We start from the raw sequence: 13,216 nt of genomic DNA, 5'->3' as shown, positions 1-13,216 counted from the left end.
ATTTCAGGGATACTAAGAAACAAGGAGGAGAACTATGTCTGCCACACTGCTCAAAGCCAGCAAAGACGAGGCGATCTTTGAGATCAACATCGATGCAAAGACCTTTGAAAAAGCATTAATGGAAGAGTACCATAAAGCCACGGCGGCAAAAGATAAAAAATCAGCGCCCGCGTTCCTGAGTAACGAGGTGCGGTTGGGACAATATCCTGAGCTGGAGAAAATAGCAGGCAAGGCGTTAGAAAGTCTTATGCCTTCCTATTATATGAGCGCAATTAAGGAATTGGGGCTTCATCCCATCACGTTCCCAAAGGTCATGCCAAAGACTATGGCACTGGGGCAGCCCTGCATCGTCGAAGTCCGTGTTGGCCTTGAACCCGAATTCGAGCTGAAACAGTTTGAAGGGTTGGAGGCCACTTATACACCGGTTATTGTCACTGAAGACGACATGGCACAGCAGTTGGCCGGCCTGCGCAAGCAGCATGGTGCTGAAAACGATGACGCAAAACTGCTCGAAAAGCTCCCCTTTAATTCCATCGAAGCGCTAACAGAAGAGATTCGTAGCTCTTTCAAGGCGATGGCCCAAGAAAAAACGCATATCCACAAAAAAGAAGCCGTGATGAAACAACTCCTAGAAGCAAATCCCTTTACCCTTCAAGAAGAGATCATAGAGCAGCAGATCATGATCGAGATTAATCAGATCCGCATGCAGATGGGACCGCAAGTCATGGAAAACTACATGAAATCTTCTGGCCGCACAATGGACGATCTCAGAAAAGAAGTCCGCCCCCAGGCTGAAACAACGGTTAAAAAGAACCTGCTTCTCAATGCCATCGCCGAAAAGATTTCACCCGAAGTCACCGAAGAAGACATTAAAGAAGCCATCTCCAAACAACAGGGTTCTTTCATGGGACTCACTGCTGATTATGAAACACGCCGCAAGAGTATTGAGGGGATACCTGGGGCCTTAGATCAGATTAAGCATTCCATACGACTAGAAAAGGTTGCCGACTATATTGTTACCAAAGCTATCCTTTACGAAAATAAACCCACGAATATTATGAACGAACTTCCCGAGTATTTGAAATAAATCTTATAACTTAATAGGCAAACTAAAGTTTACCTCACAAGTAGTAAGGACAGCCGGATTCTGGCTGTCCATTGATTTTATCGATTACAATAAAGCTTCAAAATCATGGATCACTTGATAGATGGGGGTACTTACAGCACCTATGAAGGGATCACGGTCTGCCGCATCGTGTAATAATCGGGTATTAAAACCTTGTTGTTTCATTATAATTCTCTCGTTTTAAAGATTGCTCTAAGTCGATAATTAAATCTTCAACCCCCTCAATTCCAACCGATAAGCGCAGGAGGCGGTCATCCACCCCAAGTCGCTCGCGGACTTCCTGTGGAATATCTGCATGAGTTTGGGTGGACGGGTAAGTGATTAAGGATTCAACACCGCCAAGACTTTCGGCATAGGAAATAATCTGGAGGGATTTCAGAACCTGCGGAATTAAGGTGGCATCTGTCACTCGAAAAGAAAGCATGGCGCCAAACCCGGAGGCTTGCGCCAACTGAGTACAGTATCCAGGGTGGGTCTCGAGACCGGGGTAGTATACGTCTGTTACAGAGGGATGATTAACTAACCATTGGGCAATTTGCTTGGCGTTTTCCTCTTGAGCCTTCATGCGCAGTGCTAAAGTTTTTAGGCCTCTGATCATTAACCAAGAATCTTGGGGACCCAGTATAGCTCCTAGAGAATTTTGCAATCTCGCAAAGCGTGTGGTTAATTCCTCGCCTTTTACGACCACAAGGCCAGCAATGATGTCATTATGTCCTCCCAAATACTTCGTGCCACTGTGGATTACAATATCTGCGCCTAAGTTAAGTGGTTTTTGAAAAAACGGGGTAAGAAACGTGTTGTCCACAATATTCAAGAGTCCGTGTGAATGGGCCAGGGAAGCAATTCCATAAAGATCTGCAATCTTCATTAAGGGGTTCGTCGGAGTTTCAGAAAAAATGGCTTTTGTGTTCGGGAGAATTTGCCTTTCAATCTCTTCAAGGTTGCTGGTATCGACAAAGCTCACCTGTAGTCCGAAGCGGTTGAATACTTCGTTCAGGATGCGATAGGTTCCGCCATAAAGATCCTCTGTGACGATGAGATGATCCCCTTGGGAAAATAAGCTTAGAATGGTGGTTATGGCTCCCATGCCCGAGGAAAAAGCATAACCTTTTGTTCCTTCTTCTAAGCGAGCAATGGCATCTTCAAGCACTTGACGTGTTGGGTTGGCGGTACGGGAATAGTCAAACCCAGTACTTTCACCTAAACCTGGATGAGCAAAGGTTGATGAATTGTAGATTGGAAAGCTGATCGCCCCCTTGGGGTCTATACGATTTCCGATTTGTGCAAGTTCAGTTAAAATGTTCAATTCTATTTCCTCCTTGATAAGCTTGAAGATATAAAAACAAACCTCTCTTCAGACAGAAAAGAGGTTTGTTTTCTCTCATCTGTTAGGATTGTCATCCTACAGGAATTAGCACCATGCTTTAATCGCTGGTTGCCGAGCATCATCGGGCCAGTCCCTCCGCCACTCTGGATAAGAGCAGATATTCAGTTCAATATTTTTTCGTGTTGAGAAATGCGAGGAAAAACTCGCTTCTGATTAATTTAACCTTAGTGAAACTTCCCAAGAAAATGAAAACGACCTCAAAAAGAGGTCGTGGTTTTACTTCACGTCCTCTTATCTTCGAACAAGGTTCTCTGGAATTAGCACCTCGCATAATGCAGGTTGCCGGGCTTCATCGGGCCAGTCCCTCCGCCACTCTTGATAAGAGTTGTCAGATATTTAATTGTTGGAATCAACCAGATATCAAAATCTTATCGTATATGATAATCTAATGAGTAAGTATTTGCAACAGATATAATCGGGCATATACGGTTGTTTGAGATAAATATAATTGAATATCTTTGTTTTTCTTGATAGGATTATATAGGAGGATTAATTTCCAAGTTGTGGTTTATAGAGATCAGATAATCATATACAATTACAGAAGATCCACAAGTGCAGATGCCTTGAAAGGATTCAGTAAATAATCTATAATCCAAGTATTAAGATTGGAATAGTCGGAGGACATTTCGATACATTCGGAGGGGTTAAGTATGGAATCTAAACTGAATCATTTAAAACAAATCATACGTGAAATGGAATCGGTCATCGTAGCTTTTTCTGGCGGAGTTGACAGCACCTTTCTTTTAAAGGTTGCACATGAAGTCTTAGGTGAAAGATGCCTCGCTATTATTGGCTCATCTGAAACTATGCCTACATCAGACTACACTACCGCTATGAATCAGGTTAAGGTCATCGGGGCTAAACATCAAGTCATAAAGACTGAGGAATTAGCGAAGGCGGAGTTTGTTTCTAATCCCAAAAATCGCTGTTTTCATTGCAAAAACGAATTGTTTTCAAAGCTTCTAAGTATCGCTCGAGAAAAGGAGATTCAATGGGTAGTCGATGGAAGTAATGCGGATGATTTAAAAGATTATCGACCGGGAATGCAGGCTGCTAGAGCATTGGGTGTCCGAAGTCCGTTACAGGAAGCGGGCTTAAGTAAAGATGAAATTCGTCTGCTTTCAAAGGAAATGGGGCTCTCAACATGGGACAAACCCTCAAGTCCCTGCCTCTCCTCACGTTTCCCTTATGGCGAGGAAATAACAATCGAAAAACTACAGCGTGTCGAAAAGGCAGAGACATACTTAAATGAGCTAGGGTTCAGAAATTTGAGAGTTAGACATCATCAGGACATAGCACGTTTGGAAGTTCCCAAAGCAGATTTTTCTAAGCTCATAGAAGCCGATTCTGAGGCCCTTGTAGGGAAGCTCAAAGAGCTTGGATTCACTTACGTTACGCTTGATCTAGAAGGTTTTCGGAGTGGTAGCTTAAACCAAAGCCTTTAATTTAATAACAGATAAGTGATGATTATTAGCCCAATAGTCACCGTGCCAGCTATAAGATAAAGAAAGGTTTTACTCATCAGTTTTGGAGTAAACCTTTCTTTTTTTGTCTCACTATCTTTCATACTGACACTTCCCTTCCAAGTTTACCCTACTAGAAATTGACGGCGAATTGACACTATATTTAATTGCAAGAAACATACCAAAAGGATATTATTGACTTATTCAGAGATTTGCTGTGAATTTAACAGGATTATAGAGTTATTAAGTGTAGGTTGCAGGTTCTTATGTAAGAATAACTGTAGGAAAACCTACAATCTTGCCTCATTTCGTACATTTGTCCGATGACTAATCGCCACTAAGACTCCCGCTTCTTAAGAGGGAGATAAGTGGCGCTAAATCCTGGATAAGTGATTCTTAGCTTCAGATGGAGTAAGTATTCCTCTTAGGCAAACTCCATCTGAAGCTAAGAATCACTTGATATGAAAGGTACGTGGAGATATATGAAGAGAATTCTTATAGCTGATGATGAAGCGAATATGAGATGGGCCTTGGACAAGGCGCTTTCGGAAGTAGGTTATGAGGTAATAACTGCTGAAAATGGGCAGGAGGCACTTAATTCTATCCAAGAAGATCGTCCTGATTTGATTTTGCTCGATTTAAAAATGCCGAAGATGGATGGAATTGAAGTTTTAAGAGAAGTCAAAACCATAGTTCCAGAGCTACAGGTTATTATGATGACCGCCCATGGAAGTACGGCCACGGCTGTTGAGGCTATGAAACTTGGAGCTTATGACTATATCATGAAGCCTTTTGATATCGATGAACTGCTTATGGCAGTCGACAAGGCCTTTGAACTGAGGACACTGCGACAACAAGTGAACTATCTGAAGCAGGAAGTCACTGAGCAACATGGATGGGAGCAAATGGTAGGGCGCAGTGCTCCCATGAAATCCGTGTTAAACTTGGTGGAAAGAGTTGCTCCGACCTCGGCGACTGTCCTTCTCCAAGGGGAGTCGGGTACGGGCAAAGAACTCGTCGCACATGCTATATATTCATCTAGCACTCGCCGGGAAGGCCCCTTAATCCGGGTGAATTGTGCCGCCCTTCCTGAGTCACTTATGGAGAGCGAACTGTTTGGACATGAGAAAGGAGCTTTTACAGGAGCACATGCCCGTAAAGCAGGGCGTTTTGAGTTAGCTGATGGTGGCACGCTCTTCCTAGATGAAATCGGTGAGCTCTCTCCTGGGGTGCAGGCCAAGATGTTAAGAGTACTCCAAGAACGTACGTTTGAAAGGGTTGGCGGAGTAAAGACACTTAAGGTGGATGTTCGAATTATCGCGGCAACGAATAAAGATCTTTTGACAGAAACTAAGGAGGGGCGCTTCCGCGAAGATTTATACTATCGTCTGAGCGTATTCCCAATTAACCTTCCTCCTTTAAGGGAAAGGATAGAAGATATTCCGCTTTTAGTTCAGCATTTTCTTCAGAAGTTAAGTCCCACAGGGACGCTGAAAAAATTTAGCGATGAGGTCATAGAGAGGTTTATTTGCTACGAATGGCCCGGGAATGTCCGTGAACTTCAAAATATTGTGGAGCGAATGGTTATTATTTGCCCAGATCAAGAGATTGGAGTAGAGTGGGTACCTGATTTGCTAAGGCAAGAGAAGCGTGGAGGGGCAAATCAACCGCTGAACTTACCTTCCGAAGGAATATCTCTAGAGGAATTGGAAAAATCTCTTCTGGAGCAAGCTTTAGAGCGTGCGGAAGGGAATCAAACGCATGCGGCACAACTCCTTGGCTTATCTCGGCATGCTTTTCTCTACCGATTGGAGAAGCACGGAATTGACCGGCAAAAAAGCAGGAGGGATTGATCGTGCCGAAGAATCTTGGGTTACGAAAGCTTCCGTTAAGAACTATCCTTGATTTACTTATTATTAGTGGGCTTATTTCTGTGCTAACAGGGATTCACTATACGAGTTATCACTATTCAGTCGATTACCATTTACTTCTCCAGTTTGGCTACTATATTCCGGTTATTTATGCTGCCATACGCTTCGGACCTTTTGGCGGAATCGGAAGTGGATTAATTATCACTGTTTTGTTTCTCCCGTTTATGGCAGACTATCAAATGTCCATGAGTACAGAAGCGAAATATACCCAGTGGGTAGAGATCCTTCTTATTAATGGTTTTGGATGGTTTACAGGCTTTCTGGTGGATCAAGAGAGGAAGGCAACTCAGAATCTGAAGAAAGCGCTCGATGTAAAGGAAGACTTAGTTAGGAAGTTAGAAGTAGAAGCCCAAGAACGCCAGCGTCTCGAGGCGGAGATTCGCCGTAGTGAACGATTAACAGCCCTAGGCCAGCTGAGTGCGGGCTTAGCCCATGAAATCAGAAACCCTTTGGGAATCATTCGGGTGACTATCCAACTCCTTGCTAGGGAAAAGTCTGGGGATCAAGCGGTTTCTGAATATTGCCGTGTCTTGCAAGAAGAAACAAACAGACTGAATCGATTGCTGACGGAGTTCTTGAGCTTTGCACGTCCGAAAGAACCTAACTGGCAAGTTGTTCGTCTGAGTGAACTACTACAAGAGGGTTCAGATACCGTGAAGCCTTTGATTGAAGAGGCAGGGCTGGTTCTTGAACTGAGAATTACTGATGTCGTGGGAATTACAGTCGAGGTGGATAGGGATCAGATGAAACAAGTGATACTCAATCTACTGATAAACGCTTTAGAGGCCCAGAAGGAGAGCGAAAATCCGAGAGGTAGAATTATCATCGAGGGGATACGGAACGAAGAAGGGGTGGGCTTTGCCATTACAGATCAAGGTCCAGGAATTTCTGCCGAGGTGATAGCCAATATGTTCAATCCCTTTTATACAACAAAGGAAAAAGGAACGGGGTTAGGTCTTTCCATAGTTCATCGGATTCTTCAACAGCACCGAGGAAGGATTACCTTAACGAACGTATCGTCAGGTGGGGTTAGGGCTGAGGTTTTATTGCCAATCACTGCAGCGACAACCTTACCTACAACTATTGACATTAATTTGTCCCCTGTCATATAATAGTTTTAGAAATTGAATATTTCTCATCCAGAGTGGTGGAGGGACTGGCCCGATGAAACCCAGCAACCGGCCTATTTGGCAGAGGTGCTAATTCCTGCAGGATTATTCCTGGAAGATGAGTGAACGATCATATGACGTTAGAGCTCTTCCTTGGAATGGAAGGGCTTTTCTTATTCTTCCGAATCAACACATGGGATAGAATCGTCACCTTGTTTGACGGATAGATGGATGGGGGAGGAAGAGTTTATGCAAGAAAAATCGGTGCGTATCGGACTATTAGGCTTTGGAACAGTGGGTCAAGGGCTGGTGAAAGGGATACTGTCTCATTCAGATAAAATTGTTCTGGATCTAGGGAGAAATCTCCAGATCACGAAAGCTTTGGTCCGCGATTTAACTAAAGAACGGGAAATCGAAGGCATTACCTTAACAAAGAATTCTGGAGATATCCTTCAGGACCCGGACATTAACGTAATCGTTGAAGTTATGGGAAATGAGCACCCCACGTATTCCTATGTCAAGCAGGCTCTTCTGAATGGTAAGCATGTAGTTACTGCAAACAAACTTTTGCTGGCAATTCACGGTGTTGAATTACAGGAAATTGCCTATAAGAAGGGTGTCCGGTTGCTTTACGAGGGAAGTGTACTCGGTGGTATTCCGATCCTCAGAACGATTCAGCATGGGCTTTTGGGGGATCGAGTCGAAGAACTACGTGGGATTTTAAATGGAACTACGAATTTTATCCTTACGCAAATGGCTGAATCCGGAAAAGGATATGAAGAGGCACTGTTGGATGCACAAAGAGCGGGTTATGCTGAGAGTGATCCGACGATGGATGTCAGTGGACTTGATGCTGCCTGTAAACTCGTCATTCTTTGCCGTGAATGTTTTGACATAAATATCCGGGTTGAAGACGTTGATATCACAGGAATTCAGGATGTGAGCGCTGAAGAAATCGAGGAACAAAAGAAAATAGGGTGTGTCCCCAAATTAGTGGCTAAGGCTTCTTTGCTCTATCCTGAAGCTTTAGATTTCGTGGGACTTGAACGGATAAAGGCCAAGGTTGGTTTGGAGTGGCTCCCCGTAAATGATGTCTTAAGTCAAGTTTCTGGTGTGGATAATGGATTATCCTTAAGAACACATCTGGTCGGAAATTTGTTCTGGAAGGGACCTGGTGCGGGTGGTTTAGCGACGGGTGGAGCAGTGTTATCCGATGTGTTAGAGGTGGCACAAAGGGTTTTACTCGAACAGCGGGTTGAAATTATTGCCAAGTAAAATCTTCAGTTAAGATAAACTCTGCTAATGAGGAAGAAGCAGTAGTCAGTGAAAAATGTTATTCAGTGGGAGGAAAAGCTTCCTAGGTTGCCGAAATTATAGTTTTTGTTCTAATCATCAGATGTTAAAGTGAGGCAAAACAAAATGCGGTTTCCTATGGACTTTTGGCTAAGGGTTTTCGGGGATTTTCTTACGGGATTTGGTCGCTCTATGTTTATCCCCTTCATGTTGATATACCTTAAGCAAGAAGGCGGCTTCCCGACTTGGGTGGTTACTCTCATGACAGCACTCCCTCAATTTTTTCAACTGTTTAGCACCTCCTGGGGAGGGGTATTGGCTGATTATTACGGTCGAAAGCCTATTATGCTTTTTTCTCTCGTAGGCTCAGGCTTAGTGCTTACTCTAATGTTGAATTCGAATTTTATATGGGTGTATGCGGGATATGTCTTATTTCTAATCCTTTCCAACTTTTATCGTCCTGCAGCCATGGCGATGGTCACTGAAGTCATCCCTCGGGATCGTCACCGTGAAGCTTTTGCTATCCTCAGGATGATGGCAAACTTGGGCTTTGCGCTTGGCCCTCTTGTCGGCAGTTTACTCTTTTTTACGCATCGTGAGTTAGCAATTCTCGGTACGATAGTCGCGTATCTGCTCACGGGTTTTACGGTGCTTCTTATGCGTGAGACGGGAAGGACTTTAAAAAAGCATGAAATTTTGACAAACCAAATGAAAAATCCACTGAGGGCTTTTAAATTGTTGAAGAGAGATCGACAACTTCTATGGGCCGTGACTACTGGTGTGTTTTTTTTGATGGTTCAGCTCCAACTCTTTTCATCCTTTACAGTAGTCGTGAATGACGCCTTTCAGGATAAAGGAAGGACGTTATCTTACCTCCTTCTCATCAACACTGCAGGAGTGGTCGTCGGACAGGTTTTTATCACAAATCGTACGCAGGACTTCTCGTTCTTCAAACTTCTCCGAATAGCAATTGCTTTGTCTGCCTTGGCTTGGGGCTTACTGCTCTTCCCAGGTGGAGCTATCCGCTACTATCTTTTATTAGGGTTAATGACCCTAGCAGAGATGCTAATGGCGGCGGTGTATACTCCCTATATCGCTTCACTTGCCCAAGAAGGAGAAGTCGCACAGTACATGAGCTTTTCCCAGACAAGCAATATTCTAGGTCAAATGCTAGGACCGACGATTGGAGCAATTGGGTATGATATCGGGGGACAGAAAGGGTATGTCTTTGTCCTTTGGGGATTGCTTCTTATCACCTCGATGCACCTCTATAAGCTTAAACGTGTAGAAAAAGAAGAGTTAATGAGTAGAACCGAGTAGTCGATGAGCAGGCTTAAAGTGGCCTGCTCTATTTTCTTTCTTTAGCTTTTTAGGAAAAGGATGTTATAATAAAAAATTGAGAACTTGTTAGTTTCCTACATAGGAGGTATTAACCTTTGGAATTTACTCAACAGATTGCACAAGAAATCGGCTTACGTCCGAATCAAGTAAAAGAAGCGATTCAACTTCTCGATGCAGGGAATACAATTCCTTTTATAGCTCGATATCGTAAAGAGGCTACTGGGGAACTCGATGAAAATGCTCTACGTAGCATCGTCGAGCGTTTAGAGTATTTACGGAATTTAGAGCAACGTAAAGGGGAAGTCCTTCGACTGATTGATGAGCAAGGAAAATTAACGGAAGAACTTGCGAATCAAATCCAAAAGGCAAAGATTCTTCAAGAAGTGGAAGATCTCTACCGTCCATATAAGCAGAAACGTCGGACACGGGCTACTGTGGCCAAAGAAAAGGGCCTAGAACCACTGGCACTATGGATTATGGAACAATATCCCAAGGGTCAACCCGTAGAAGAGGCTAAAAAGTATATTAACCCAGAACTTGGGGTAGAAAACAGTGAAGAGGCCTTGAGTGGAGCGTCGGATATTATAGCGGAGATGATCTCTGATAATGCCACGATGCGCAAACGGATTCGGGAAGCAACGTTTCGACTGGCCGACCTAGTTACTGCAGGAAAGAAAGCGGAGGAACGTTCTCCTTATGAGATGTATTATGACTATCGGGAGCCCGTAAGAAGAATTCCCCCGCACCGAATTCTTGCTCTGAATCGAGGAGAAAAAGAGGAGTTTCTGACAGTGAAGGTTGAAGTACCACCAGAGCAAGTCCTCGCCTTGATTAACCAAGTGTTTGTAAAGCAAGGACCCTCCTCTGCACTCGTAGCCAACGCAGCAGAAGACTCCTATAAACGCTTAATTGCTCCCTCCATTGAACGTGAAGTTCGAGCTGAACTCATGGAAAAAGCAGAGGAACAAGCAATTAAGGTTTTCGCTGCTAATTTACGGCAACTTCTCCTTCAACCACCTGTACGGGGAAAAGTCGTACTAGGACTCGATCCAGGTTTCCGGACCGGGTGCAAATTCGCAGTCGTGGATGATACAGGAAAGCTTCACCACGTTGGTGTTATTTATCCTCATCCTCCTCAGAATAAGCGAGAAGAGGCTAAAAGGATCCTTCGGGAAGAGATTGATAAATATCAGGTCGATGTGATTGCGATTGGGAATGGTACAGCATCCCGCGAAACTGAGGAAGTTACAGCGGAGCTCATTCGAGAGAGTGGCTTAGCTTCTGAGTATGTCATCGTCAGTGAAGCAGGAGCGTCTGTATATTCCGCTTCGAAACTCGCTGGAGAAGAATTCCCAGAGTTTGATTTATCTTTACGGAGTGCAGTTTCAATCGCTCGTAGACTACAAGATCCACTCGCCGAGCTTGTAAAGATTGAACCAAAAGCAGTAGGAGTCGGACAATACCAACATGATGTCCAACCCAAGCGGCTTGAAGGGTCCTTACAAGGAGTGGTTGAGTCGGCAGTGAATGCAGTAGGAGTGGATTTGAATACAGCCTCTCCTTCACTTCTTCAGTATGTCGCAGGGCTCAAGCCAACCATTGCGAAGAATATTGTCGCTTACCGAGAAGAGCATGGAAAGTTCCAGAAGCGGGCTCAACTCAAGAAAGTTCCCAGGCTAGGTGAACAGACCTATATTCAATGCGCAGGCTTTATTCGGATTCCAGAGGGTGCGAATCCTTTGGAGAATACGCCGGTTCACCCAGAGTCATATGAATTGGCAGAGAATATTTTGCGTAAGGCAGGTTTCGCGCTAAACGATTTACGAGATCGGTCCACGGATGTGCGCTTGGCTCTAGCAGTAATGAGTCCCGAAGAATTAGCCCAGGAATTTGAAGCAGGAATTCCGACGGTTAAGGATATACTCTCCGCACTACAACGCCCAGGACGGGACCCACGTGAAGATTTGCCACGGCCTAAATTGCGTCAGGATGTAACTCACCTTGAAGATCTGAAGGAAGGGATGATTCTCGAAGGAACGGTGAGAAACATCGTCGATTTTGGCGCCTTCATTGACATCGGAGTGAAACATGATGGATTAGTTCATATCTCGCAAGTAAGTGACAAGTTTATTAAGCACCCGATTGAAGTCCTTTCAGTCGGTGATATCGTGAAGGTTCGGGTCCTTGGAATTGACTCGGCTCGGGAGCGAGTCAGTCTATCAATGAAGGACATCCCTGTGAATGCTCAGGTTTCTATATAAAATTAGGATTAAACTGGAGGACAAACATGAACGCAAATACAAGCCTTTTTATTCATAATGGTCGAATTAAGACCATGAAAGGCCAAGAATTTATGGGAAGCATTTTAATTGAAGGAACTAAGATTAAGGCACTAGGAGAGAGTCTTGAGGCTCCAGCCGATGCTCAGATCATCGAAGCGGAAGGAAAGTGGGTCCTGCCGGGATTTATCGATGCACATTGTCATGTCGGGATTGGAGAAGAAATCTATCAATCCGAGGGCGATGACCTTAATGAGATGACAGATCCCTTGACCCCAGAGCTTCGTGCGCTTGATGGAATCAATCCGGAAGATGAGGGCTTTCGGGATGCACGTCTTGGGGGAGTCACCGCAGTTTTTTCCACACCCGGAAGCGGGAATGTAATCGGTGGGACAGGAGTGGTTCTAAAGACGGCGGGCAAAATCGTAGATAAAATGATCGTTCGCGAACCAGCAGGGTTGAAGGTCGCTTTTGGAGAAAATCCTAAAGCGGTGTACGGAGAACAAAAGAAGATGCCCATGACTCGTATGGCGACAGCCTCTCTTTTGCGTCAAACGCTTGTCGATGCTCAGACGTATCTAGAGAAGCTCGATCAGGGGATTGAAGATCCTGAGAAAATGCCTGAGCGGGATCTTGGAATGGAAAACTTGCTTCGTGTTATTAAACGAGAAATCCCCCTCCGTGCACATGCTCACCGTGCTGATGATATTATGACGGCGATTCGGATTGCACAAGAGTTTAAGGTGGATCTCGTAATCGAGCATTGTACTGAAGGACATAAGATTGCCGAAGAATTAGCGGAATACGGTTATCCAGCCGTCGTTGGACCATGCTTAGTGAATCGCGCGAAGGTTGAATTGAAGGATAAATCGTTTGAGACCCCGGGAATTTTGGCCCGAGCAGGAGTAAAAGTTGCGATTATTACGGATCATTCTGTGACTCCTATCGAGCAATTACCTCTCTGTGCTGCCTTGGCGATGAAGGCGGGTATGGATGAAGAGGAAGCCCTAAAGGCCATCACAATCAATCCGGCTGAAATACTGGGAGTAGCTCAGCGGCTAGGATCTCTGGAAGTTGGGAAAGATGCAGATATCGTAATCTGGAGTGAGCATCCTTTTACCTTGCAGGCTCGCCCAGAAACCGTAATCATTAGCGGAAAGATTATTAAGGACCAAACGGGGGAAAAAGCATAACGGAAATATACGGATAACTCCCCCTGTTCTTTTATTCCTGTGATGATAGGGTTAGAATAAAGATAAAGCGTGAATCAGCCTTCGTGAACAATAG

Annotated in this window: 9 protein-coding genes and 3 riboswitches; of the genes, 8 read left to right on the top strand and 1 reads right to left on the bottom strand. The window is 44.4% G+C overall.

Features of this window, described 5'->3' with window-relative positions:
• Positions 1 to 34: 34 nt before the first annotated feature.
• A complete protein-coding gene (locus ACZ42W_RS17500; protein WP_464166546.1) occupies positions 35 to 1,087 on the top strand; it encodes a trigger factor in 1,053 nt (350 codons plus the stop codon).
• 184 nt (positions 1,088 to 1,271) lie between these two features.
• On the opposite strand, the gene ACZ42W_RS17495 is transcribed toward ACZ42W_RS17500, so the two are convergent.
• Positions 1,272 to 2,438: a PLP-dependent transferase gene (locus ACZ42W_RS17495; protein ID WP_464171069.1), complete on the bottom strand. Its 1,167-nt coding sequence runs from the start codon at positions 2,436 to 2,438 to the stop codon at positions 1,272 to 1,274.
• Between the two features lie 66 nt (positions 2,439 to 2,504).
• Positions 2,505 to 2,607: riboswitch (SAM riboswitch) on the bottom strand.
• A 134-nt stretch (positions 2,608 to 2,741) separates the two neighbouring features.
• Positions 2,742 to 2,838: riboswitch (SAM riboswitch) on the bottom strand.
• A 325-nt stretch (positions 2,839 to 3,163) separates the two neighbouring features.
• Here ACZ42W_RS17495 and larE point away from each other — a divergent pair.
• The 7 genes from larE (at position 3,164) to ACZ42W_RS17460 (ending at position 13,122) form a co-directional block, all read left to right on the top strand.
• Complete coding sequence (gene larE / locus ACZ42W_RS17490) at positions 3,164 to 3,958, top strand: ATP-dependent sacrificial sulfur transferase LarE (RefSeq protein WP_464166545.1); 795 nt, start codon at positions 3,164 to 3,166, stop codon at positions 3,956 to 3,958.
• A gap of 500 nt (positions 3,959 to 4,458) precedes the next feature.
• Positions 4,459 to 5,829: a sigma-54-dependent transcriptional regulator gene (locus ACZ42W_RS17485; RefSeq protein ID WP_464166544.1), complete on the top strand. Its 1,371-nt coding sequence runs from the start codon at positions 4,459 to 4,461 to the stop codon at positions 5,827 to 5,829.
• 2 nt (positions 5,830 to 5,831) lie between these two features.
• Entirely contained in the window at positions 5,832 to 7,019 is a 1,188-nt protein-coding gene (locus tag ACZ42W_RS17480) for a two-component system sensor histidine kinase NtrB (protein ID WP_464166543.1), read from the top strand.
• 20 nt (positions 7,020 to 7,039) lie between these two features.
• Positions 7,040 to 7,141: riboswitch (SAM riboswitch) on the top strand.
• A gap of 124 nt (positions 7,142 to 7,265) precedes the next feature.
• Positions 7,266 to 8,291: a homoserine dehydrogenase gene (locus ACZ42W_RS17475; RefSeq protein WP_464166542.1), complete on the top strand. Its 1,026-nt coding sequence runs from the start codon at positions 7,266 to 7,268 to the stop codon at positions 8,289 to 8,291.
• Positions 8,292 to 8,435: 144 nt separating this feature from the next.
• Positions 8,436 to 9,629, top strand: a complete 1,194-nt coding sequence (locus tag ACZ42W_RS17470; protein WP_464166541.1) for an MFS transporter — start codon at positions 8,436 to 8,438, stop codon at positions 9,627 to 9,629.
• Between the two features lie 116 nt (positions 9,630 to 9,745).
• Positions 9,746 to 11,911 carry a Tex family protein gene (locus tag ACZ42W_RS17465; protein ID WP_464166540.1) on the top strand — a complete coding sequence of 722 codons (2,166 nt, stop codon included), beginning with the start codon at positions 9,746 to 9,748 and terminating at the stop codon, positions 11,909 to 11,911.
• Positions 11,912 to 11,937: 26 nt separating this feature from the next.
• Positions 11,938 to 13,122, top strand: coding sequence for an amidohydrolase (locus ACZ42W_RS17460; RefSeq protein ID WP_464166539.1), 1,185 nt, complete (start codon positions 11,938 to 11,940; stop codon positions 13,120 to 13,122).
• Positions 13,123 to 13,216: the final 94 nt, after the last annotated feature.

The sequence above is a fragment of the Desulfitobacterium elongatum genome, assembly GCF_055378975.1.
Note: the sequence above shows the minus strand (reverse complement) of the source record. Positions and strands in the feature narration are given on the sequence as shown.

What these genes read in the sequence shown, in the direction of transcription:
- ACZ42W_RS17500 (WP_464166546.1), top strand. Translation starts at nt 35, where the DNA reads ATGTCTGCCACACTGCTCAAAGCCAGCAAAGACGAGGCGATCTTTGAG.
- larE (WP_464166545.1), top strand. Translation starts at nt 3,164, where the DNA reads ATGGAATCTAAACTGAATCATTTAAAACAAATCATACGTGAAATGGAA.
- ACZ42W_RS17485 (WP_464166544.1), top strand. Translation starts at nt 4,459, where the DNA reads ATGAAGAGAATTCTTATAGCTGATGATGAAGCGAATATGAGATGGGCC.
- ACZ42W_RS17475 (WP_464166542.1), top strand. Translation starts at nt 7,266, where the DNA reads ATGCAAGAAAAATCGGTGCGTATCGGACTATTAGGCTTTGGAACAGTG.
- ACZ42W_RS17470 (WP_464166541.1), top strand. Translation starts at nt 8,436, where the DNA reads ATGCGGTTTCCTATGGACTTTTGGCTAAGGGTTTTCGGGGATTTTCTT.
- ACZ42W_RS17460 (WP_464166539.1), top strand. Translation starts at nt 11,938, where the DNA reads ATGAACGCAAATACAAGCCTTTTTATTCATAATGGTCGAATTAAGACC.